17 protein-coding genes are annotated in these 23,960 nt (G+C 51.6%); 6 read left to right on the top strand and 11 right to left on the bottom strand.

Annotation, left to right across the window (positions count from 1 at the left end; translation table 11 throughout):
• Positions 1-5 precede the first annotated feature (5 nt).
• Positions 6-1,739, bottom strand: a complete 1,734-nt coding sequence (locus H5P27_RS00745; protein WP_185658468.1) for a hypothetical protein — start codon at positions 1,737-1,739, stop codon at positions 6-8.
• 424 nt (positions 1,740-2,163) lie between these two features.
• On the opposite strand from H5P27_RS00745, the gene H5P27_RS00750 reads away from it, so the two are divergent.
• The 6 genes from H5P27_RS00750 (at position 2,164) to H5P27_RS00775 (ending at position 11,730) form a co-directional block, all read left to right on the top strand.
• The gene (locus tag H5P27_RS00750) at positions 2,164-3,735 is read left to right on the top strand and encodes a DmsC/YnfH family molybdoenzyme membrane anchor subunit (RefSeq protein WP_185658469.1); all 1,572 of its coding nucleotides are present in this window, start codon (positions 2,164-2,166) and stop codon (positions 3,733-3,735) included.
• On the top strand, positions 3,732-5,945 hold the full coding sequence (locus H5P27_RS00755; protein ID WP_185658470.1) for a molybdopterin oxidoreductase family protein: 2,214 nt from the start codon (positions 3,732-3,734) through the stop codon (positions 5,943-5,945). Before H5P27_RS00750 ends, H5P27_RS00755 begins: the two co-directional genes overlap by 4 nt.
• Before the next feature lie 334 nt (positions 5,946-6,279).
• A complete protein-coding gene (locus H5P27_RS00760) occupies positions 6,280-8,028 on the top strand; it encodes a NirA family protein (RefSeq protein ID WP_185658471.1) in 1,749 nt (582 codons plus the stop codon).
• A gap of 43 nt (positions 8,029-8,071) precedes the next feature.
• Positions 8,072-9,781, top strand: a complete 1,710-nt coding sequence (locus tag H5P27_RS00765; protein ID WP_339382538.1) for a sulfite reductase subunit alpha — start codon at positions 8,072-8,074, stop codon at positions 9,779-9,781.
• Between the two features lie 117 nt (positions 9,782-9,898).
• Entirely contained in the window at positions 9,899-11,101 is a 1,203-nt protein-coding gene (locus H5P27_RS00770; RefSeq protein ID WP_185658472.1) for an alginate export family protein, read from the top strand.
• 221 nt (positions 11,102-11,322) lie between these two features.
• On the top strand, positions 11,323-11,730 hold the full coding sequence (locus H5P27_RS00775) for an energy transducer TonB (RefSeq protein WP_185658473.1): 408 nt from the start codon (positions 11,323-11,325) through the stop codon (positions 11,728-11,730).
• A 21-nt stretch (positions 11,731-11,751) separates the two neighbouring features.
• Here H5P27_RS00775 and H5P27_RS00780 read toward each other — a convergent pair whose 3' ends face one another.
• The 10 genes from H5P27_RS00780 to H5P27_RS00825 all read right to left on the bottom strand — a co-directional run bounded on the left by H5P27_RS00780 (position 11,752) and on the right by H5P27_RS00825 (position 23,928).
• Positions 11,752-13,299: a UdgX family uracil-DNA binding protein gene (locus H5P27_RS00780; RefSeq protein WP_185658474.1), complete on the bottom strand. Its 1,548-nt coding sequence runs from the start codon at positions 13,297-13,299 to the stop codon at positions 11,752-11,754.
• Positions 13,300-13,308: 9 nt separating this feature from the next.
• Positions 13,309-14,574: a putative DNA modification/repair radical SAM protein gene (locus tag H5P27_RS00785; RefSeq protein WP_185658475.1), complete on the bottom strand. Its 1,266-nt coding sequence runs from the start codon at positions 14,572-14,574 to the stop codon at positions 13,309-13,311.
• A 101-nt stretch (positions 14,575-14,675) separates the two neighbouring features.
• The gene (locus H5P27_RS00790; protein ID WP_185658476.1) at positions 14,676-16,628 is read right to left on the bottom strand and encodes a methyl-accepting chemotaxis protein; all 1,953 of its coding nucleotides are present in this window, start codon (positions 16,626-16,628) and stop codon (positions 14,676-14,678) included.
• A gap of 223 nt (positions 16,629-16,851) precedes the next feature.
• On the bottom strand, positions 16,852-17,712 hold the full coding sequence (locus H5P27_RS00795; protein ID WP_185658477.1) for a hypothetical protein: 861 nt from the start codon (positions 17,710-17,712) through the stop codon (positions 16,852-16,854).
• Positions 17,713-17,769: 57 nt separating this feature from the next.
• On the bottom strand, positions 17,770-18,708 hold the full coding sequence (locus H5P27_RS00800; protein WP_185658478.1) for a DUF2167 domain-containing protein: 939 nt from the start codon (positions 18,706-18,708) through the stop codon (positions 17,770-17,772).
• A gap of 42 nt (positions 18,709-18,750) precedes the next feature.
• On the bottom strand, positions 18,751-19,071 hold the full coding sequence (locus H5P27_RS00805; protein ID WP_185658479.1) for a hypothetical protein: 321 nt from the start codon (positions 19,069-19,071) through the stop codon (positions 18,751-18,753).
• A gap of 141 nt (positions 19,072-19,212) precedes the next feature.
• On the bottom strand, positions 19,213-20,118 hold the full coding sequence (locus H5P27_RS00810) for a hypothetical protein (protein WP_185658480.1): 906 nt from the start codon (positions 20,116-20,118) through the stop codon (positions 19,213-19,215).
• A gap of 125 nt (positions 20,119-20,243) precedes the next feature.
• A complete protein-coding gene (locus H5P27_RS00815; RefSeq protein ID WP_185658481.1) occupies positions 20,244-21,323 on the bottom strand; it encodes a DUF4340 domain-containing protein in 1,080 nt (359 codons plus the stop codon).
• Positions 21,324-21,381: 58 nt separating this feature from the next.
• Positions 21,382-23,184 (bottom strand): GldG family protein, encoded by a 1,803-nt coding sequence (locus H5P27_RS00820; RefSeq protein ID WP_185658482.1) that lies wholly within the window; start codon positions 23,182-23,184, stop codon positions 21,382-21,384.
• A gap of 24 nt (positions 23,185-23,208) precedes the next feature.
• Positions 23,209-23,928, bottom strand: coding sequence for an ABC transporter permease subunit (locus H5P27_RS00825; protein ID WP_185658483.1), 720 nt, complete (start codon positions 23,926-23,928; stop codon positions 23,209-23,211).
• Between the last annotated feature and the right edge of the window lie 32 nt (positions 23,929-23,960).

Below are 23,960 nucleotides of genomic sequence, written 5' to 3' on the forward strand. Positions count from 1 at the left end.
CGAGGTTAATTCGAAGCAACGGAAGCTGATTCTTGGGGCCACTTGGCAAGTGTGTCAGCGTAGGATAGAATAATGCTGGGAACACTCCCTCCCGGGCTGGAGGCAATTTCGGAGAGGAGTCTGATTTTAGTAGCGGTATCGAGCTTTGTGCTTTGGGTGGATTGTTGGGATAGTTGAATCGCAAGGGCCTTAGCGATCAGTGTTTCTTGACCGTTTTGCTGTCCGGTGGCGTAAGTTTTTTGGGCTAATTCGGAGAGGGCTGCTTTGAGCTGACGGGAACAGTCCGCTCCAAAATCGAGTAGGAATAGCTTTCGCGCGGATTCCCTGGCTTCGTCGCTATAGTTTCCTTTTGCGGCAGTGAGGTCGCGGGGGTGGGCTCCTATGGTTTCGAACCAGCTGTTGTTGTGTTCGGTGGTGGGTTGCCGGCTCACTTCTGAACTTTGTAGTAGTGGAGATGATACGGAAAGCTTTGCGGTGGTTTTGAAGTTAACTTCGATGGAGCGTTGGCTGTATTCGTAGGGAGTCTCCTCTCCCATTTTGTGTAGGGTAGGGGGCGTTTTTGACAGCTCCTCTAGAATGCGCTCATGGGGAGGTTCAGGCAATTGGGGCTGACTAAGGTTTCGTAGGTTGACCTGTTTTTTGAGCTCGTACTCGACCTGCCTAGCACCTTCGCTTGTATTGAGAATCTGCCCTTCTGTCAGGTCTGGATTTTCCTCTCGGGCTCTTTCGATGACTAGACGTTTTGAATCGTCTCGAATCTCGTCGATTTCCTCGAGGTAGTAGCGATGCTCAGTATCGTAGAATCGTTCGATATCGTCCTTGTAGTCCCGGTCGGCGTTTTCGTAGAGCTCCAATAGTTTGGCGAATTTTGGATTTTCAGTGGCTGTGGCCTGGCCGGGTATTTTCGACTCTATGGTCTTTTGCGTTTCAGCCACTTGCTCTTCTAGTGGCGCGAGCTCGATCGTGCTGAATATTTCAATGGGAATGTCTGCGGGCGTCGCGTCTTCATCGAACTTGAGTTGGAAACTGCTTCCCCAAGTGCGGCGTAAGGAGCTTTTCAATACGGGCCAAAGCGGCTGGCTGCCTCCTTGGAGGTCGATCCGCAGGCCAAGTCCGGGAGTCGCCCCGCCGAGCATGCGAGCTGTCAAGATCTCGAAGGCTTCGGAGGTGGTTTGCTTTCCAACTTTACCCTGTATCGCACGGTCTAATTCTGTATGAAGCAGGTCTTCAAAAGGGGTGGTTAATCCAGATGCCTTGATCGTGGTCGCTATGTTCGACAGTTCCTCGAGGGCCCCGTTTTTGTTCAATTCTGAGAGCGTGTCGGCTAAATCCCTTTTGAATTCGGACTCCGCCAAAGTCTGGGCGAGAGCTTCGTCTGCCAAGAAGTAGTTTGAGTAAGCTGCCAGCGAATTTAGGCGAGTAGAGATGGGCCTGCTTGATTCCGCTGCGTTTTCAATGGCCGACAAGATGGTCGCCCTCTGCTGGAGAAGTCGGTCCAGTTGCTTTTTGGCTCGAGGAGTAGGGGTGCTTTCTAGAATTTTCCTGGCGACATCAATTCTGAAGCTCAAATTGTAAGCTTCCAATTCCTTGAGGTCGTGCTGCAGCTTGTTGGCGGTACTGCTTGCTATTTTCTCGTCCGAAAGGTTCGGGATGCGTTTCGCCCAGAGGCTCGGGGTTGCTCCCAAGCTGGTTAGCGCGACAAGGGTAAGAGTAAAACGGCACGTGTGGTATTTGCCCATGGCTTTTGGGGTATGGGGTTGGCTAGAACAATTCGCGAAGGTTAGCCGGCGTTTCGATGGCAGGCAACCTTGGTGGTTTCCTTACAGTAAAAAGAAACGGGTACGAATGAGATCGTGATCTTATTTCTTGAAAAATGCTATTCCGAAGCGGAAACGAAATTGCTGGGAAGCGAGTTTTTTTGATCTCCCGATTCCCTTCGTTTGTTGGCGAGCGCTTTTTTGATGCCTGTATTTTTGGAATGGGAGTCGAAGCGGTGGCTACCCTTTCGATTGCTTGGCCCTTTCATTAGAGCGGGAAAATCAGCCAACTGGAGATGAATGAAAATAATTAATCGAATTTAACAAAAATAAGAAATGTGGTAATTTGAACATTGTTAGGTTTTGGCGCGGACGTGGCTCAGCGGCTTGTGAGATCAAGACGGAAATGAGCGAGCTGATAGACCTGAAGGATAAGACGTTGATCGACATGTTGCTGGAGGAGCAGCAGCAAGTTGGTACGCCTGTGGGCCGTTTCGCTGATGCGGCGGAAAGTGAATCCGGCGGTCAGGGCGGACGCTTCGGCGACCTGATTCCTCTTTCGGCTCCCCGAAAGGGTGAGCAATATGCCTTTCAGGTGGATCTTGACCGCTGCTCTGGCTGCAAGGGGTGTGTAACGGCCTGCCATAGCCTAAATGGCTTGGATGAAGACGAGACTTGGAGGGATATTGGCTCTCTCGTGGGTGAGGGTGAGCAGGGGCCCTATCTCCAAACCGTTACCACTGCGTGTCATCATTGTGTGGAGCCGGGTTGCCTTATCGGATGTCCGGTCAACGCCTATGAGAAGGACGAGGCGAGTGGGATTGTCCTCCATTTGGACGACCAATGCATTGGGTGCCAGTATTGCGTGCTCAAATGTCCCTACGATGTACCCAAGTATAGCAGCAAGCGTGGTGTGGTGCGAAAGTGCGACATGTGCCACTCCAGATTGTCCTCGGGGGAGGCGCCTGCTTGCGTGCAGGCTTGTCCGCATGAGGCTATCAAGATCGTGACTGTGGAGACGAACGAAGTGCTAGCCAAATCTTCTCGGGGAGGGGGCTTTTTGCCGGCCTCTCCAGATCCGTCCTACACCAAGCCTTCGACGAGTTATATATCGAGCAAGAAGCTGCCGGATAATCTGGTGGCAGCGGATGCCCATGTCCTTAGGCCGCAGCACACCCACTGGCCTTTGGTTGGCCTTTTGGCACTAAGTCAGATTGGCATAGGCGGTTTCTTGGCCTCGGCGTTTTCCTGGGAAAGGGGGGGCGATATCGCCTACGCGATCGCTTGGGGCGTATTGCACGTTGGCTTGCTCTGCAGCGCTCTTCACCTTGGTCAACCGCTCAAGGCCTGGCGGATATTCGTAGGTTTCCGCCGCTCTTGGCTAAGTCGAGAGGCAGTGGTTTTGGGATTTTGCTCGGGGATTTCGATTCCCGCTTTGGGAGCTATCTGTCTTGGCTGGTTTGGTTTCTCTGACTACGCGGCGGCAGTCGGGCCTTGGGGTAAGGTAGCCGCTTGGGCCTCAGCTCTGGTTGGGCTTATCGGAGTCCTTACCTCTGTATTTATATACGTGGATACGCAGCGGAGCTTTTGGAGGCTTCGCATCTCGGCATTCAAATTTTATGGCTCTGTGGTTTTGGGCGCTTTATCGTTTGCCGCAATTGCGGCTGGGGGTGTCGGTTTATTCGAGGTTTTGTCAATAAACCTTGTTCTGGCCCTGAAGCTATTTGGGGAGTGGAAATCGCTGCACGAGAACGCGGTTACGGTTAGACTGGTAGAAGGTCCTTTGTCCACAATTTGGAAGCTCAGGCTCTTTTCTGCCGCTGTAGTTGCCGCAACAGTGGTATTGGGATATTTTTTAGGAGGGCTGTGGCTCGCGTTAGTTGGCTTGGCCTCAGTTTGCTTAAGTGAATTGTTGGAGCGCGTCTTGTATTTCAAGGCAGTTAACGCTCCTAAAATGCCTGGAGGACATAACGGATGAATGAGCTTATTCCCGAACGTACCAAAAAAAACACGCTCCTGAGGGAGTGGAGCGGACCTTTAACCAAGGATCTAGTTCTCAATCCCGGCGGCTTTGGGCTTGGGAAGGTCCCGGAGCGCCTAAAGCCAACGAGCACAGTGGACAGTGTTTGCGGCTTTTGCGCTACTGGTTGTTCATTGAAGGTTCACCTGCGGGATGGCGAAGGGGTTAATCTTAGCGCAAGCCCGGCGTATCCGGTGAATTTGGGCATGGCATGCCCAAAGGGTTGGGAGGCGTTGAGGGTATTGGACGCTCCGGATAGGGCAACCGAGCCGCTTCTGCGAGGTGAGGATGGTGAGCTGCACCCTGTCAGTTGGGAAAAGGCTGCGTCTACCTTCGCCAAGAAATTCAAAGCGATAAAGGAAAGGCATGGTCCGGACAGTCTCGCTTGGTTGGGGACGGGGCAGATCACGTGTGAGGATTTCGCCTTTTTGGGAGCTTTGGGCAAATTCGGTATGGGTATCCGCCATGGCGATGGTAATACCCGTCAGTGCATGGCTACCGCGGTGGCAGCCTACAAACAATCTTTTGGTTTTGATGCTCCACCGTACTCGTATCAGGACTACGAGGATTCTGATGTTCTCGTGTTCGTGGGCGCTAATCCTTGTATCGCCCATCCGATCATGTGGCAGCGTGTGATGCGCAACAAGAACAAGCCCGAGATCATTGTTGTCGATCCCCGCAGTACCGAAACTGCCAACGCGGCGACAACGCATCTGGCGATTGCGCCCAAGTCCGATCTTTCGCTTTTTTATGGAGTGGCTCGAGAGCTCATCGCGCAAGGCCATATCAAGCGAGACTATGTCGATCGGTACACTGAAGGTTTCGAGGGCTTCGAGGATTTCGTACAGGAATACACCCTCGAAAAAGTCTCTAGCGACAGTGGCTTGCCTGTTTCTGCGATCGAGGCATTTGTCGCAAGCATCGCTGGGGGTAAGCGGGTTTCTTTCTGGTGGACCATGGGAGTCAATCAGAGCTACGAAGGCGTTCGCCTTGCTCAGTCGATGATCAACATCTGCCTCATGACCGGCAACATTGGTCGGCCGGGAACAGGCCCCAATTCGATCACCGGGCAATGCAATGCGATGGGTTCGAGGCTTTTCTCCAATACGACGAGTCTGCTTGGCGGGCACGATTTCCTAAACGAGGGGCATCGCAATAAGGTTTCGGAGATTCTCAAGATCGATGTATCCAATATTCCGGACGAGAATTGCTGGGCATATGATCAGATCGTAAATGGTGTTGAATCAGGCAAGATCAAGGGGCTTTGGATCATCGCAACCAATTCGGCTCATTCGTGGGTCGGCCAAGGTCGTTTTCGTGATGCGGTAAAGAAGCTAGAGTTTCTCGTGGTGCAGGACATGTATCACAGTACCGAAACGGCCCAGCTGGCGGATCTCGTTTTGCCGGCGGCGAGCTGGGGTGAAAAGGAGGGCACCTTTATCAATTCTGAACGAAGGATTGGGGTCACTCGCAAGGTTCATAAAGCTCCTGGAAAGGCGCTTTCCGATTTTAATATATTCCGCTTGCTGGCCGCTTATTGGGGATGTGGAGCGATGTTTAAGGAGTGGGACACGCCCGAAAACGTATTTAAAATCCTATGCCGTCTGACGAAGGATCGTCCTTGCGATATTTCTGGTCTGTCTGGGTATGGTGATCTCTCAGCGAAGGGGGGGGTCCAGTGGCCGTATCGGAGTGAAGATCAGGATGGCGAAACTCATCGGAGTCTGTTTTCGGATGGCAAGTTCTATCGCCCAGGCTGCAAGGCCATTTTCTTATACGACCACCCGAAGCCTTTGCCGGAGCCGACCTGTTCGAATTATCCGTTTGTTTTGCTAACGGGTAGGGGGACCTCTGCCCAATGGCACACGCAAACCCGTACCGCTAAATCTGACGTACTTAGGAAGCTGTATCCGAAGAATGTTTACGTCGAAGTAAACCCGACAGATGCGGAGCGAATGGGATTGGCTAGTGGCAGCCTAGTTTCGGTTTCCTCAAGAAGAGGTGTGGTGAAGGCTGGCGTCTTTGTGACTCCAACCGTCCAGCCGGGGCAAGTGTTTATGCCGATGCATTATCCGGAAACGAATTGGCTGACCAAGCCGGATTTCGATCCGCATTCGCGTCAGCCTTCCTACAAGCACTGTGCTGTGCAGTTGCAGCCAGTCGGTTAGTTGAAGGCCCTTTTTCAACACCTAGCTTTTCTTGCCTGCTTAATTTTGAAAGAGTGAATAAAATTAATTAAGTTGATAAGAATTATAAAAAATAGACATATAAAAACAAGCAGGCGATCCTTGGTTAAATACCCGAAAAACGATTAATTTAGACCAAAATTTTTTTAATGCAGGGAGCGAAAATCATTTCTGAAGTTTGCAAGTGATTGATTAATAGCTGTTAGCGACATGTTTAGTTCGCTTTGGGAAATGGTTTTTTCGGAACTTGCAGCCTGAGAGAAAATGTCCGGCTGAGTGTGGCATCGGGAGTGCTAAATGTAAGGAACTAAGAAAGATGACTACTTTGAATCAGACTTTTACCACCGAACAAAAGGAGTATCTAGCCGGCTTTTTCGCAGGAGCGAGCCAGCGAGGTTTCTCTCCTTTTTTGGGGAAAAAATCCGATGGTAAGTACACAGCGGATACGGAGTCTTCGTCATCTGGAGCTGAGGTCCTCTACGGCACTCCTGTGGATGATCTCTGTAAGGAAGAGCGGATTAAGCTAGAAAAGAATGGCTTAGACGCCTACGAAGACATTCTCCGTCACGCTGAGTCAAATATGATGCCTGATGGGCCTGATGTTTTCCGTTTCAAGTTTTACGGGCTATTCAACGTGGCTCCTGCTCAGGAGAACCTGATGCTGCGCTGCCGTATCCCAGGTGGGATCATGCGTTCTCACCAGCTTGTAGGTATGGCTGAAATGGCAGAGGAGTGGGCAGGTGGGTACTCGCACATCACCACACGGGCAAATTTTCAGCTCCGCGAGATTCAGCCTAAAAATGCGGTCAAGGTACTAGATAAGCTGGTTGACTTAGGGCTAACTTCGCGAGGAGCGGGTGCGGACAACTTGAGAAACATCACTGGCTCTGCGACTTCGGGCATAGATCCAGACGAGGTATACGATGTCCAGCCTCTGACGCGGGCGATGCATCACTTGATTCTAAATACCAGAGAGTTCTACGGACTGCCGCGAAAGTTCAATATTTCTTTCGATGGCGGTGGGGCTATGAGCGTCTGTGCGGATACAAATGACATCGCTTTCTACGCCGTCCGAGTGGGTGAGGGGAAAGCGGTAGAGCCGGGGATATATTTCCGAGTTCAGTTGGCTGGTATCACGGGTCACAAGCAATTTGCCAAGGATTGCGGCATCCTAATCAAGCCAGGGCAATGCCTCGCAGTGGCTGCAGCCATGATTCGAGTATTCATCGAGAACGGCGATCGTACTAATCGTAAAAAGGCTCGTTTGAAGTACCTGATCGACAAATGGGGCGACCAAAAATTTGTGGAAGAGACCGAGTCAAAACTAGACTTCGATCTAGTGCGCATGGAGTTGAAAGAGTGCGATTCGCGTCGCTCGATCAAGCGACACAGCCACCTTGGAATCCATCCCCAGCTGCAAGAAGGCTTGAGCTATGTGGGCGTGCGAGTTCCAGTTGGAAAGATGCTCCCTGAGCAGATGAAATCGGTTGCGAGCCTAGCCGAAAGATTTGGAAGCGGAGAGATACGCCTAACGGTTTGGCAGAATCTATTGATTACGAATGTTCGTAATGAAGATGTTGATACGCTTGTAGCTGAAGTCGAGAAGATTGGATTCGATTGCAAAGCGGATCCCATCCTTGGCGGTATCATTGCTTGTACTGGAAATTTTGGGTGCAAGTATGCTTCAGCGGATACAAAGTCCAACGCGGTGGAACTCGGAGACTATCTGAAAAAGGAAGTCGAGATGGATTTGCCAATCAATATCCACGTAACTGGCTGTCAGCACTCATGTGCCCAACATTACATTGGCGACATCGGGATGCAGTCGGTGAAGGTTAAGGTCGGAGATGAATCCGTCGAAGGTTACAGCGTCGTGATCGGCGGAGGCGTGGACAACGAACAGGCAGTTGCCAAGGAGGTCTTCAAGAGTGTGCCTTTCACGGAAATAAAACCTCTGGTGGCAAAAATTATGAATAGCTACCTCAGCCAAAGGGATGCTGGGCAAAGCTTCGTTGAATTCGCGAAAGACAAGAGTGTCGAGGAATTGCAAGCTTTGGCCAACTGATTCGAAACGGTAAGGGAAAACAATTACACACGGGAAAAATACAGTGAACGCTCCATTTATTCCAGAAAACGCACCATTCAGTGTTGAGCAGAGAGCATGGCTTAACGGCTTTCTAGCTGGAATGTTTTCCAGTCAGGACGCGGGAGAGGTGGGGCAGCCTGCAGCCGCAAAACCGCTAACCATTTTGTGGGGATCCCAAACTGGCAACAGTGAGGGGCTAGCTCGAAAAGTTGCCAAGACTTTGGGTGGTAAAGGTTTCGAACCGACTGTTTGCGATCTTGGAGAATACGATGTCGCCAAGCTTAGCGAAGAGTCGTTAGTGCTGATAATCACCTCCACCTTTGGGGAGGGAGAGCCTCCTGACAATGCGGCTGGTTTCTACGATTGGTTGCTGAGTGACGCTGCTCCAGAATTCAAGAGCTTGAAGTATTCTGTACTCGCGTTGGGAGATTCAAACTACCCAGATTTTTGTAAGTGTGGAGTGGATATCGACCTACGTCTAAAGGCTCTCGGAGCTACGCCTATCGTTGAGCGTGTCGATTGCGATGCGGACTACGATGACGAGTTTGAGGCATGGCTCACTTCTGTGGAAGAAGCTGCAGGAGCGGCTACCGCCGAGGCAGCGGCTTCGGAGGTTGAGGCAGAGGAACCCGCTTACGGAAAGAAAAACCCTTTTCCTGCGAAGTTGCTGAACAACTACAACTTGAATGGAGAAGATTCAGCCAAGCAAACTCGGCATGTGGAGATCTCCCTCGAAGGCTCGGGGCTCAGCTACGAGCCAGGCGATGCCCTTGCTGTAATGCCTGTTAACGATCCTGAATACGTAGAAGATTTCCTCAAGGCGGCAGGTCTTACTGGTGAAGAAGCTGTTGAAGGCAAAACCTTGCGGGAGGTTCTCACTGAAAACTACGATATCACCAATTTGACTCTGAAGGGGCTCAAAGCCTATGCGGAGTTGAGTGGAAGTACGAAGCTCAAGGAACTCGCTGAAGACAAAGAAGCCTTCAAGGGCTACGTCTGGGGGCGCCAGTTCATTGATCTGCTCATTGAGGAGCCTACCAGCTTCGAATCCCCGGAATCTCTCCTTAGATTGTTGGGTAAGCTCTCGCCTCGTTTGTATTCAATTTCTTCGAGTCCAAACGCGCATAAGGATGAGGTCCACGTCACAGTAGGAGTGGTGAGCTACGATGCTCATGGGCGTTCACGTAAAGGGGTTTGTTCGAATTTCCTAGCGAATCACGATGGGAGTTCTCCGGTGCGAATTTACTTCCATCACACGACTTCATTCAAGTTGCCGGAGGATCCAACGACACCCGTCATAATGGTAGGTCCTGGTACAGGTATCGCTCCGTTCAGAGCGTACCTTGAGGAGCGCGATGCTACGAATGCTAGCGGCAAGAACTGGCTCTTCTTTGGAGATCAGCACGCAGCCAGCGACTTCCTTTATGAGGAACAATTAAGCCAATACCTTGAGAGCGGAGTGCTTACCCGTCTAGAAACGGCGTTTTCACGGGATCAGGAAAAGAAAATTTATGTGCAGGACCGAATGTTGGAGCATGGCAAGGAACTCTATGCCTGGCTCGAGCAGGGCGGGCATTTCTATGTTTGCGGCGATGCTTCAAGGATGGCCAAGGACGTAGATTCCGCGCTTCACCAAGTGGTCGCGGAATACGGAAACAAGAGTATCGAAGAAGCAGAAGCTTACGTGGAAGCGATGAAAAAATCCAAACGCTACCTACGCGACGTCTACTAAACTAATTCCAACTCGCAGGACGAGAAATTACCCCATCGAATCTCCTTATCAAAACATGAGGCCAACCATGCTTGGTACCTGAATCAGAAAATAACTACACTAAGAAAACAGAACAAGATGAACACTACTAACACCACCGCCTTCCGAAAGGGAGCTGTCTCACTACTAACTCTTGGTTCGATGGCGGCGCTGGCCGTCACAGCCAACGCTCAATCCTTCTCGGATGTGATCTCCGGATTGAAAGACGGCAGCAAGGCCTCTCTCAATGCTCGTGCTCGTTATGAATTTAACGAAACTCCGGCCAGCGAGGTTAACGGCTATAGCATCAGAACTCGTCTATCTCTCGCTACAGGCGAGTACGAAGGTTTCAAGGCTTTCATCGAAATGGAAGACCTGAGCTTCAACAACGACGACGACCGTCCTGCTTTGGATGTCCCTACAACTGAACTGAATCAGATCTGGTTCAGCTACGCTGGAGCAAAAGTTGGCCGTCAGATCTACGTTTTGGATGACCAGCGTTTCATCGGTCACGTAGGATGGAGACAGAATATCCAGACTTACGACGCGATCACTTACTCCTACGCTATCGACGAAAAGAACAAGCTGAACTTCGCTTACCTCGATGCGGTACATCGCGTAAACGCTACTTCGCAAGATCTCTCCGGTATCGTGCTCAATGCCAGCAGCAAGCTTGCAGACAACTTCACGCTTACTGGCTTCGCTTACCTATTGGACTTCGATCGTCCAGTGCTCACTTCCAGCGACACCTTTGGTATCCGTGGTGTTGGTAAGATCCCTGGAGACGACGTAACCTACAATTACTCTTTCAGCTATGCCAAGCAGTCGGACAATGGCGGTAGCGTAGCTGATTTTGATCTAGACTACATCGCCGGTGAGTTCGGCGCTAAGTTCAGCGGGATGACGCTAGCAGCAGGTGTAGAAATCCTTGGCGGAGACGGTACGACTGGTTTTACCACTCCTCTTGCTACGGTTCACAAGTTCAATGGTTTTGCCGACCTGTTTGCTGGTGGCTCTCTTGGTTTGGGAGGCGGCATGCCGCAAGGCCTGGAAGACTACTACGTAAGCTTCGGATTCAAAGCTGGCGATGTGCCCATCAAGCTCGTTTACCACTCCTTTGGAACTGAAAACGTGAGCGACTACCTCGGTAGCGAAATCGACCTCGTCGCTTCGTATAAGCTAAACGAATACGTAACATTAGTTGGAAAGTTTGCGGACTACAGCAGCGACGGAGCTGAGACCGTTGGTTACGGAGGTGTCGACAAGCAAGTCCTCACTTTAGAAGCCAATCTCAAATTCTAATTTAGTAGAGAACTAATCATTGATTCATTGAGTCGCCCCGAGCCTTAGGCTCGGGGTTTCTTTGTGTATGGGAATTCGGAAGTTCGAGCCCCACGCCGGTTCAGCAATTTCTTACAAATGTTACGTTTTGCCTGTTCGGGCCCTTGTAGCTTGAAATGTTACATCAATGTGACGATGTTACGGTAACGTTACGGAAGTTCACACGAAAGGACCCCAACCCCATGAACATAAAGAAAATTGCATTCATCGCTTTTGCGCAGGTAGCGGCCTGCGGAGCGGCTATTGCGGCTTCGGCCGAGGAACAGGCGGGTATTGATTTTGGTATCGAAGATCAGACAGACGCCTACGTACTGGAAACGGTTACTCCCAAGTATCCGGTAGAAATGTTACAACGCGGAATCCAAGGAAGCACCTTGCTAATGCTCCGAGTGGACGAGCAAGGCGAAGTGAGCGACGTACGAGTCCTGTCGTCCTCAAGTCCTGCTTTCAGCAAGTCCGCGATCAAGTCAGTCAAGAACTGGTATTTCCAGCCAGGCACGAAAAATGGTCGTGCTGTGGCCCAAACTGTTACGGTCCCCGTAGACTTTTTGATTGATGACCTGCAGATGCCGGCTCTCGCCAGCAGATAGGCTTTAATCGAAAAGCAAATACTAAGGAGCTTCCAAGTCGTCTTGGGGCTCCTTTTTTTGTGAGCTCGATTGCTCCCGTTTTCCGCTTTCCCCGATAAAGATTCTAGCGAGCCGGATATCTTCCAAAAATTCCGTACTGCGGGCTTCTCTCTCTGGGCCCAGAGGAAGACGCAGAAGGTAGGAGGGATGGTAGGTAACGATGACTCGGAAAGGGCGACCTATGTCATCGTATAGGCCTCGATCTGAAACAGGTGACACCGGCTTGCCCAGAATAGAACGAGCTGCGGTAGTTCCGAGACAGAGTACGATCTCAGGGCGAACGGAGCGAAGTTCCCACTCAAGCCAAGGCCGACAAGCGTGGACCTGTTGAGAGGAAGGTTTCTGGTGAAGACGGCGACCTTTTGAAAATCTCCAACTAAAGTGTTTCACCGCATTGGTCAGGTAGGATTGATCTGTCGAGAGGTTCGCCCTCTGAAGGAATTCGTGGAGAAGCTGACCAGCCGGGCCAACGAAGGGCTGTCCGCTCAAGTCCTCTTGGTCTCCCGGTTGCTCTCCGACGATCATGAGGCGAGCGTTTTTGGGGCCGCTCCCCCATACTGTTTGTGTGGATTTTTGGTAGAGAGGGCAGGCTTGGCAAGTCGCCGCGTGTTCGGCTGCCTCGTCGAAAGAGGACTTTACCGTTAGGAGCTTAACTTCATCAGACGAGCGACAGACATTTAGTTCTCTGCCGTCCGGAGCTCCCCTGGGTCGCTTCTTGTTGCGACTCGATAGGGCAGGGGCGAGAGTTTGCTCCGTCATAGATTTGGTGCGACCATAGGAAGCGCTGGAAAGCTCAGCGATCAGGTCGGCCTCTGGAAGGTTTTTCCAGTATCTCCGTGGCATCTCTTTTTCCATCATGCGGATGTTCAAACGAGCGGGGTTGAAGGTACTGGCGTAGTATTTCTTCCAATACGCCTCCAGCTCGTCCTCTTCGGGTAAACGATTATTTGAGTCAGCCTCTGAAAAGCGAAGTCGAGTCCCATCCCAATGGACGCAGGTCCGTGGGGTGATGATTGACCAATTCATGGAGGCGAAACGGTCTCGGAAGTAGGAGGATGCCAATCTAACCACATCGTGCTCCGGCTCGTACCACGCGACATAAGTCTCTCGTTCTAGCTCAGGATCTGCGACTTTTCTGAATCGGACGAAAGCCGTCATTTTATGCCTTTCGCGGCGAACCGCTTTTTCTTTCAGCGTGAAGCTGGCGACTTCCGGGTCACTTTGTTTTCTGAGGATTTGGGTTTCGCCAAAAACTGCTATTCGCCAAAGGAGACGATAGAGAAGGTCCCAGGTGTCGTTTGCAAAGTGACAGGCAACCAGTTTTGCCCGATTTAGAAACTCCGCGGGCACTTGGTGTTGATTCCCCGTATCCACAGACTGGATAGAGGTCTTTGAGAAACCTAAGTCCAGCAGCTCCTCCCTTGCTGATCCCCACAATATTCGTTCCGGCGGAACTGAGCGCTGGAGAAAATCGCGTGCAGCTTCTCGCCAAGAATCGAAATCTCTAATTTGGCTTTGCGGAATTTCCATAGGGTCCTTCTATCGACTGAGGGGGAGAAGCATCTGCTCGGCAGGTTTGGCGAGCTTGGCTCTCAACCGTTCTGAGCTTCTTTCCAAAAGGGTAGGCCGATAGTCTCGGGTTACGATGAAAGGAAGAACCTTCTGTAGTGGAATACGCATACGTTTAAGATCTGAGAGGGATAAGCTTCCAAATCGGCGTGATTCGATTAGGCGATCCACTCCTCTGACGCCGAGACCCGGCACGCGGAGCAGAGCTTCCCGACTGGCACGATTGACATCCAGCGGGAAGAATTCCCGATTACGTAAAGCCCAGGCTGATTTCGGATCGATATCGAGTGGGAGCTCCGCTTCGGACTCGGGGGTGATTTCATCCAATTTGAATCCGTAGAAGCGAAGTAGCCAGTCGGCCTGATAGAGGCGATTCTCTCGAACGAGGGGAGGACGCTTGATTGGTAAGAGTGACGAGGCGTGGTCGTGAGGGCTGTATCCGGAATAGTATACGCGACGCAACTTGTAGGACTTGTAGAGAAAATCTGCCCGTTCCAGAACGTTTCGGTCCTTCGCGTCGTCGGCTCCCACAATCATCTGTGTGCTTTGTCCAGCAGGGGCGAAACTCCGGCTCTTTCTTGCAAAGAAGCGCATTCGTTCCGACTTGGCCGAGTTTAGCCGATCGTTTGACTCGTCGTTTTTGCTGCGAATCTGGGCCATGCTATTTTGGATACGCCTCAAGTTCTTTTCGGGAGCTAGTTTCTCGAGCCCAGTTTGAGTGGGAAGCTCGATGTTTACGCTCAAGCGGTCAGCGTATTTGCCAGCGATTTCTATCAACTCGGGAGACGCTTCGGGTATCGTCTTGAGGTGGATGTATCCGCGGAAGTGATGCACCTCCCTGAGCTGAATGGCTACTTGGTTCAGCTGCTCCATCGTATGGTCGGCGTTGCGGGTGATGCCAGAGCTGAGGAAGAGGCCTTCGATATAGTTACGCTTGTAGAAATCTAGGGTGAGTTTCACGACCTCTTGAGGAGTAAACGTGGCCCGAGGCGTATCGCTGGAGCGACGGTTCACGCAGTAGGCGCAGTCGAAGATACAGCGGTTTGTCAGCAGAATTTTGAGAAGGGAAATGCAACGCCCATCCGGAGCGTAGGAGTGGCAAATACCGCTGCCTGTGGTTGAGCCGATGCTGCCGTCGGTCGCCTGTGACTTACGACGTTGTCCTCCACTGCTGGCACAGGAAGCGTCGTACTTCGCAGCGTCTGCCAGGATCTCTAGTTTGCGTTCCAAGTTCATTGTCACGCTCAGAATAGCAAAACGCCTAGGACAAATTCCGTCCTAGGCGTCGTTAAATGAGAATTTCGCGGCAGATCCGGGCTGCCTTTGTTGAGCCCGTCCTATCCATCCACGAGCTTGAGTAACTGCTCGAGGGTGATGTTCAGGTTGCGAGCTTGTTCGGTCAGCTTTTCGGAAGAGTTGACCATGTGGGTAGAGCTGGTTGCGTGGGTTTGGGTAATGTTGTCGATCTGTGTGATCGCTTGCGATATCTGTTCAACGCCACGGCTTTGTTCTTCGCTCGAAGTAACAATCGTCCCAACCACTTCGTCGATGCCCAAGATTTTCTCGTTAATGAGTGCTAGGCTGCTGGCAACTTGGTCGCAAATGGTCGATCCGGAGCGGCTTTTGGCGAGGGCTTCCTCGATCTTTCCTGAGGTGTTGTGGGCCGCTTCTGTGGAGCGTAAGGCTAGGTCGCGGACTTCTTCGGCGACAATGGCGAATCCTGCTCCCGCATCTCCCGCTCGGGCGGCTTCGACAGCGGCGTTAAGAGCAAGGATATTGGTTTGGAAGGCGATCTCATCGATCGTTTTAATGATGGTGGAAATGTCTTCGCTCGATTTCGCGATGGCGTCCATAGCCTCGATCATGGCGGTCATTTCCTGGGAGCTGGTGTCCGCGCATTTGCGAGTTTCGGAAGTGAGCTGATTGGCCTTGGCGGCGGCCTCTACGTTTTGATGGGTAATGTTGTTAATGTTATCGAGCGATTGGCTGGTGTTATGCAGGCTGTCTGTTTGGCTCCTTGATCCGTGTGCTAATTCGGAAGAAACCATCTCGATCTCCAGAGAAGAACGTTGGGTATCTTCTCCTCCGTCGGAGATCTCCTTGGCGATTTTTCTAATCTGGCGAGAGAGTGATTTCGCAATACTCATGAAGAGGATGAGTGCGATGACAGTACCAATAACGGTGGCCCCGATTTGTAGGTTCGTTACATGGGCCAAGGATGCTGAAACCAGCTCGCTGCTCGCGTTTAGTTCTTCGCTAGAAATGGTCGAGAGAATGACCCAATCCCAAGAAGGGTAATACGCGACCGCGGCGGTCATTTCTTCGAGCTCGCTGCCGCCAGGTTTCCGAACGTGGTATTTCAGAGACCTGACTTCCCCGCCCGCGAGCGATCCGGCAGTGGAAAGCACTTCTTCCAAGACGTCTGTGCCGTCTTCGTTTAAGAAAAACTCAGCAGTTTCGCCAACTTCTCCACGATCCGGGGCGACTATTAGCTTGCCGGCGTTTTGCTTATTCTTGTTCAGAACGAAGACTCGACCGGTTTCTCCGGTTGTCTTCTGGGTCAGGTTAGCTGTGACTTGCTTTGTTGCGACCGACTCTGGCAATCCGACGTAAAGGATACCGATGACCTCGCCGCGTGAGTCTTCGATGGGCTTGTAGGCAGTAATGTAGTGCTGATTGACCACATAGGCTCGGCCGAAAAAGGTCTCTCCAGACAAGACGGTTTGGACCACTGGGCTGCTGGAGGGGATGTAGGTCCCGATTGCTCGTTTTCCATCAAGCTTACGGACATTTGTGGCGACGCGGAGCATGTCGCCCGCTTCGTTCATCTTTTGGAAAAGCGTGCAAGTGATCCCGGTACGATCTCCAAAATCGTCGATAAGGGTAACCCGATTGTTGGGATCGAATTCGCTCTGTTGACCGAGCCAAAGGCCGCCGACGGTAAGTTTAGGGAGTTGGAGGGGAGTTGACTCCTTTGTGATCTGATTAATTGCGTCCCAGCTGACCAGATCGTCCGCTTGTTGCTCGATTGTGCCGATTTGTTCGGCGATCACTTCAGCAGTTGAGAGATGGCTCTTGGTCGTACCCAGTAGCAGCTTATCGGTCAGCTCAACGTTTTCGAGGATCGACTTGGTTTGATCGACGAGGCTGCTTTCCACGAGTGTGTGGATCTGGTCGTCAATATCCTCCGTGATTTGGGGTGTTTTCCAAAGAAGGAGCGTGAGGACAGTCAATGCGGGGCCCGCGGTTACGACGAGACCAATGGTGGATAGCTTTGTACTGAGTTTCATTTTACGTGTTCCTTAACCCATCGGGTAATACCCGCATTTTTTTACCCAATTACTGGTTGGTTTACCTTTGTTTGACTAGGAGAACGCACTTATAGGGATTCTGGAGAGTTGCAGTAGTCTAGAGCCCTAGGCGGTTGTTCTCCAAAACCCTCCGAATTCGACAAGACCGACGGCTGCCCTCTCACTAGCTTGTATTTGGGAGAGAGGGGTGAAACTCCTATCTTTATCTTAAACGGCGCAAAGTGGTCCCGCGACAATCCTCGCAGGTTTCCGCGATTTCTTCGAATTCGCTGAGGCAAACTGGGCAGAATTTTGGGGCAGACAGGTCAGGTGGGGTCTTTAGCCAATTTTCCGTGTCAAGCTGGGCCTGGCGAGTGGCGTCCTCGAGTTGTTGGAGCGAATACTCTGGGTGGGGTTGGTAATGTGCCTCTCGCCAAAGGCGTTGGAGGTGAGCGAGTACCTTTAGGTTTGAGGCATTCGCCGCCAAGGCTGCCAAAGGGGCCCAACGTAGGGAGCTGCCTAGGGCAAGCTCGTCGACACACCTGGGCGCGTGCCATGGAAGTAAAGCGGTATAGAGAGTGGTTTTAAATCGTTCCGCTTTATGGCTAGGCAAAAGGCGTTTGTGCAGGGCTCGGTAGTGAAGTGCCGTGACGAGTAGAATAGCATAGGCGAATGCGAGGGATATCAAGATGGGCTGCTCCTGATAGGTCTTCACATAGACAAGGGGAATCAGGACGAAGAAATTTAGGAAGTTGAGGATGGCGAGGAGCTGCAGTTTTGGGACGCATTTTTCCAACAGCCTCTGGTGCCTTCGTACATTTGCGACGCGCGTCAATTGCCTCTCTGGCCTCGCTGTTACCCTCTGGGGCGACAAAAAGTACATTCGGTAGGGCCAAGGAAGAATAGGGCCGAGGAAGACGGTCTTTTTCATGCCCCATGCCACCATGAATGGCTTTCTGAGCGTGGCGTTGCCGAATCTGCCAACTCGACAGATGAGAGCCTCCGATTCAGGTGGAGCCAATTTGATGCACTCGATCAGGTAAAAGATCGAGAGCACGAGGTAGAAGGATTGTCCGTCGGTCATCCGAGAGGCGAATCAGGGCGAGGAGCGAAACCGGCGTACCGAAACAAGCCTGCGAAACTACTGGGCGGATTGGTCCGGCGACTCTTCGCGAACTTCGCGTCCGGTGAGGCGGGAGAAGAACTTCTTGAATGCTGCCCCGATGGCGACGAGTCCGATGATGATGAGTTTTAGGAATTTTTTCCCGAAGGCCAGAATGGTTCCGACCAGACCCAATTTAGCCGCTCCGTAGATGGCACCACCGGCGATGAGGGCAGTCAGACCGTATTCCGCCACCTTGTCGCCCTGTCGGTATTCGGCGTAGGATTTGCCCTCCTTGTATTGATGTCCCAACAGCAAGTCTTGGTAGGTGGGTAGGATTGTTTGAAGATCGGCCATGTCGCATATTAAGGTCACTTCCATAACCCCTTCGCGACCTAGGAGCTTCGTTTCGTAGTTTACGAATTGTTCGGTGCTATTGCCCGAATGAAGCAGCAGTCCCCACTCGAGGTTGTTGGTCCGTTCGTTGTAACGAGGTTCCATAGCCCAACCGTCGATGTACATAGGTTCTAGACCTTGCTCTTCGCGGTATTGGTTGCCCAGTCGCTGATTTTCCAGCATCTGGTCCATGAGAGCGTCGGCGTCGAGTTCGTCCTTTTCGTCGTCTCGAACATATCCGCTAGGGTCGAATTGAAAGAGAACGAGCCAATTCAGATCGTTGGTTGCCACGAGGCCTTCGTATTCGGAGGGAAGGTTGCCGTAAGCCTGCATCAACCGAGATGCGTCTTCTCCGTTGAGGTAGCTAAAGCCCTCTGGAATGTCGATGGTGGCCCATTCATTCAGGTTCCCGTCTCCCTCGGCTTGCCAGGCGAGGCTATCCATGAAGGCGTCCCACTGAGCTTGGGCTTCGGCCTCTTCATCCACATAGGATTGCGGAGCTGCTGAGTCGTCCTGGGCTTGGGAAACGAAAGGGACTAAGGTCGCAAGTAGCGCGATGAGAAGGAGAAGAGGGCTTTTCATAAATGTATAGAGGGGGAGGGGACTGGGAATTAGGGCGTATGTTTAACTGCCTTCAACTCGCATGGCAACGTATCCGTAAACGAAAATTAAGAAAAGGTAGAGGAAGGTGATGGATTGGTTGAGGACGGCGCGTTTGTACTGCCCGGCGCAGTAGTTTCGAACGAACAGAGTATGGTTGAAAATCAGGATAACTGGAAAGAGCAGGGATCCCCATATGAAGCCGTAACCAAAAAAATGAGACAGCTGTGTCTCGCCGACGGTATCTCCAGAAAATGCGACTTTGCTCAAGGGGATTACCACAAAGGGATATAACCCAAGGGGTAAGGTATTGAGGATGGCCAACAATATGGAGGAGAATTTCATTTGTACGTTTGGGGAAACGCGTACTGTGTAAGACTTGTTTCTTTTGAGTTGCAAGGAGGCTATTGCACGAAAAAAGGGGCAAGCCTGCAGGCTCGCCCCCCCTTCATTTGAAAAGATAAACTTAGAAAGGTGTATGATCCTTTAAGCGTTCTGGTGACGGCGGCGAATAAGGATTAGGACGAGGAAGCCTAGCAGTGCCGATACCATGGTGCTCGTCGCGTCGGGCACGGTGTGTGTGCCTTCACCGTTGCGAGTCGCACTGACGCTGATGTCGAAAATCCCCAAGGCAGTCAGGTAGTCCAGCGCGTTAATGAATTCTGGAAGTGGTCCATTTAGGAGAGGTCCGTCGGGGCCTTCTGGGATGCTGAGAGGTCCGTTGATAGCGATGTCGATGAAGCCGTAAGGGAATCCGGCGTCCGCGTAAACATCGACTGCGTCTGGTCCTGTGATGACGGGGAGCAACGCGAGAGCAGAGCCTGCCAAGGTGAGCGCGTCATTCAATCCTTCGCTACCAGGAACGGCGGCGAGAAGGGCAGAGAATGAGGTGGCGAGTTCCAAAGAGTCTAGGCTGGTAAGCTGAAAAAGGTCTACTGCTGCAACTCCCGGAATCGAGAATTCGAATTCTAGGTCGCCTTCACTGGCTCCGAAGTACTCGAAGAAGGGAGCCTCTGGCGTCGATACCATTCCTTCTACACCCCAAGCTCCCGTTACACTAACTTGCCAGTCATAGGCTTCGCCGAGGTCGAAGGAGGAGTCTATCGCAGTATTGTAGAAGTCGTACTCCAAGCTGCCGAATCCGTTTACGTAGTAGTCGCTCGCGCCTCGGAAAATCGGATAAAGGTCTTCGAACTCTTGGTCGGTCATGGGACCACTCAGATATTCGACATATTCCTTCGCATCAAAACCGAGGAGATCGTAGTTGAAATCGGCAACGATGCCGAGGTCGATATGGAGCGTCTCTTCGACGCCGTTTTCGAGACCGCTGACGGCGGTCGCAAGGAGGAGGGATCCGCTCAAGAGGGATACCGCTTTGTTTTTAGAAAACATATTATAGCAAGGTTGGGATTAGGAGGACGTCTATGACGTTTCCATCGATAAACCCGCTCGCTCGCCCTTAGGCAAGCACCGCACTATAACAGTTTTGCGCCGATTGTTTCGATTCGTAGAGGGAGTTACTCCTCTTCCCCGGGCTCTTCAGAATCTGAGGGAGCTTTTTTTAGAAAGCCTTCTATGGATTCTGGAAAGGCAGTGAATAAAGTGCTGGTTGTAGCAAACGCTGTTTGATCCATGTATTTGTTTAACGGATCATCTGCTTTGCTACTTTCGATTTTAACATAAACGGGACCGGCTGGAGTTTCTACCTCCTCTTGCTTTTCGGATATTTTTTCTCCGTCTTCGTTGGTCGTTTCTACTTGTTTTTCAACACGGACTTCTGGACGCCGACCGATCTCGAATGTGTAGTTTGTTTCATCCGACATCGTCAGCGTTACTGAAACTTGGTTTGCCGCTGCCGCTAGGACTTCGGGATCGTCGAGCTCAGCCAGGTTGACGAAATTTAATTGGGAAACCCGTCCTATCGCCCGATCGATGGCAGCTTGGTCCAGCGTCATGCCCTCTGGCAATTCGCTTGTCGCCATCCAGTCTTCATCCTCCGATTCACGGCTTAGTTCGAGGCTGCTCCCGTCGAGTAGCGAGACCTTTAGAGTCCGGATCTGGTCGCGGTCTAGGCTGACAAGGCTCTTTTTAAGCCAAGAAACGGGATCTCCGTTTACTCCGAATGCTTCGCTAGCGACGAAGGCGATCTCTTCCTCGCCGAAGCGAACGAGTTGTTTACCCGATTCGGTTTCACGTCCGAGATCAAGGGAGAGGACGCTGGCTCCGTCTTCGGCCAACAAGTTTATATAATCTATCCCAAAGCCGAAATCGCTTATCCGCTCTGGATTTTTGGAAGCGACTCGTTCCAGCGTAGTGTCCTTAAGCTGTTTGATAAGATTGGCGATTTGTTTTGGGTCGGCGGGAAGTTGGTAGCGTTCTTGCAAAAGCCAATTCCCATCTTGCCGAATGAAAGTCATGGACTCGCTGCCGCTGATCATTTCAAGGGTCGAAACCTTGTCCAATTGAGCGTTAGCAAGAATCGGACTTCCCACTCTCTGGTCTTGTACCTTCGGGGAATCGTTGTTTTTCAGGAAGTACGTGATGAAAGCCAGGACGGCTAGTATCGCGGTGGAAAGGTATAGCTTCTTCAAGTTCATGTCTCGCGAGCTTTTCTTTTTGTAATTAGAGGCGGTTAAGTCTGAGCTTTAGCGTCTTCTATTTTCCTTTTCTGAGGCGGTTGAAGTAGACAGCGAATATCAGCAGCCCAATAGGAGCCCATAGGAGATTTACTGCACCGATAACAGTACCCAATGTCTCGATACCTTGACGTAGCTCTCTTCGGATGACTCGCACCTGAGACTTCAGCTCAGCCTGTTTCCTTTGGTTTTCGGCGACGACTTCCTCCATCTCTGGAGTTGCGTAGATGATGCCCGAATTGGCTTGCTCGCTAACGAGATCGGAGAGTTTGGCGTTTATCTCTTCGAGCTCAGCTTCCACTGCTTCTAGCTTGGACTGGTATTCCTTTTGAGCCTCTGCCTCCATATTCATGACCACCTCAAAGGGACGCGAAGAGCTCGCCTTTCCTCGGATTCCGATCAGATCTCGGCTGCCACCGAGGTACTCGATGAAATTGTATACGAGGGTTTGGTTATCATTTAGTTTTTGGATCTGTTCCATCCCCAGAAAATTGACTCTTTGGACCGAATATTGATCGAGGAGGAAATCGCTGTCAGAAATAACGAATACGGTAATCTCTCCCTCTTGCTGGTGCTTTTCGTCCGTTTTGTCTGGAAAGGCGCTTGAGGCGGGTCCGGTCAGAACTCCGGCCACTGCTACGGGACCTTCCAGTGGCTCGGCTTGGCCTAGAAGTTGGTCGGGCTGCGCGAATTGCAGACTCATGCTGTTGACTGTACCAACATCGGCGGATGAGGTCAGGACCGGTTCCCAGTTCGTGGACGCCCCCTCTTTCGGAGAAAGCGGAGCGGACTCGAGTAGGAGGACCCCTTCGAGTTGGGAGGAGGGGAGGAGGTCGCGATTTGTGAAACCATCCCTGAATATGAGCCAACTCGGCTGTGTGAATCGTCCCTGCGATAGTGAATTGGTTTGATCTACCAAAACTTGCATCGGGTCGTAAGAAAGGCCCCACGCTTCCAGTAGTTTGGGAAGGTCGCTCGGAGTGGGCTGACTCATTTGCCCCATCATCATTTGCTGGCGGCCCTGTTCACGTTCTGTCACGGACGACGGATCCAAGGCAAGAAATACAGGCTTCCCTGATAGAGCGTACTGGTCGATTGAATACTCTAATCCTTCGCTAAGATCCTTGGGGTGAATCAAGGCTAGGATATCGAGGTTTTCAGGGAGTGATTTGGCATTCGGCTCGATGGAGATAATGTCGAAAAGCGTAGCAAGTTGGTCGACTACGATTTGGTTGCTGGGAGGCGCTTGACCAGGCATGGAGGGATAATCTGGAGCAACGAGCGGAAGGGACGTGATGAGGCCCAGTCTCGGTTTCGTGAGCAGTTGGGTCTCGTAGATCGCTTTGGATATGTCGTATTCCAAAAATGGTTCTCGGTCCCAATTGAAGAAGGGAACAACGTTTTCCGTGTCACCCTGTGAGACGGTCATGCCTAGGTAGACTCGGTCCCCGGTGGCTATCTCGGTACCATTAAGTCCATTTGCGATGGCCCGTTCCTCTTCAGGAGAGTCAGGCTTCGGATCGATTACGTTTACCCGGACGATTCCGCCGGAAACGCTCTCGTATTGGCCAAGCATCTGCTCGACCCGATCCGCAAAGTTTTTGAACCAAGCGGGAAGGTCGGCAATAGATTTTGAAGTATACAAATCAACGATGACGGACTCCTCCACCTTTGAGAGCATTGTCTCGGTGCTTTTCGATAGGGTGTAGACTCCGTCTTGAGTAAGGTCCCAGCGAAGCGGGATCGATGATACAATGTAGTGGAGCAGCAAGAAGTTAACGAGAATGAGTACTGCCGCGACGAGTTTCTTTGAAAGGGTCATAGCGTTTACGGAGTTTCAGGCTGCTTACTTTTCTATGACTATTAGGTTGAGACCGAGGCAAGCGGCCGAGAGCAACACATAAAAAGATACGGCGCTTATATCGATGAGGCCTTTCGCCATGGTCGCAAAGTGTTGTTCAAAACTCATGAGTCTCAAGAAATCCAATACTGCTATGGGTACTGAGCTTCCTAGGAACTTTGCTAGCCAGTCCGAGCCCATCAATGTGGCGAAAAGGCAAATCATCACGCTGATTACGAAGGCGATGACCTGGTTTTTCGTCAGAGCGGAGCAGACTGCTGTGATGGATAAAAACGCAGAAGCGGTCAGAATTGCTCCGATGTATCCGGAAAAGATGACACCCCAGTCAGGATTGCCGAGATAGCCCGTTGTGACGGCCAAGGACAGCGTTAATGCCAAACCGATGCAGATGAACAAGAGGGCAGCTAAGAACTTTGCGAGGACGATAGTGCGAGTGGTAATGGGCAAGGTGAAAAGCAGCTCGATACTTCCAGAACGCTTTTCCTCTGCCCAAAGCCTCATGCCTACCGCGGGGATGAAAACGATGAGAACCCAAGGGAGGGGGCGAAACAGAGTGTTGAGGGACGCTTCGCCTCGGCTGTAGTAGCCAGAATAGAGTGCTAGGCCGATCACCATGAGGTGGAAGACTGCGAGAATGACGTAGCCTACAGGTGAGCGGAAATAGCCGAGGAATTCTTTCTTAAAAATGGGTCTTAGTTGGGACATTTCGGTGTCTTTCAGGAAAGATTGGAGTTTGA

Source organism: Pelagicoccus albus (assembly GCF_014230145.1).
Classification (GTDB): Bacteria; Verrucomicrobiota; Verrucomicrobiia; order Opitutales; family Opitutaceae; genus Pelagicoccus; species Pelagicoccus albus.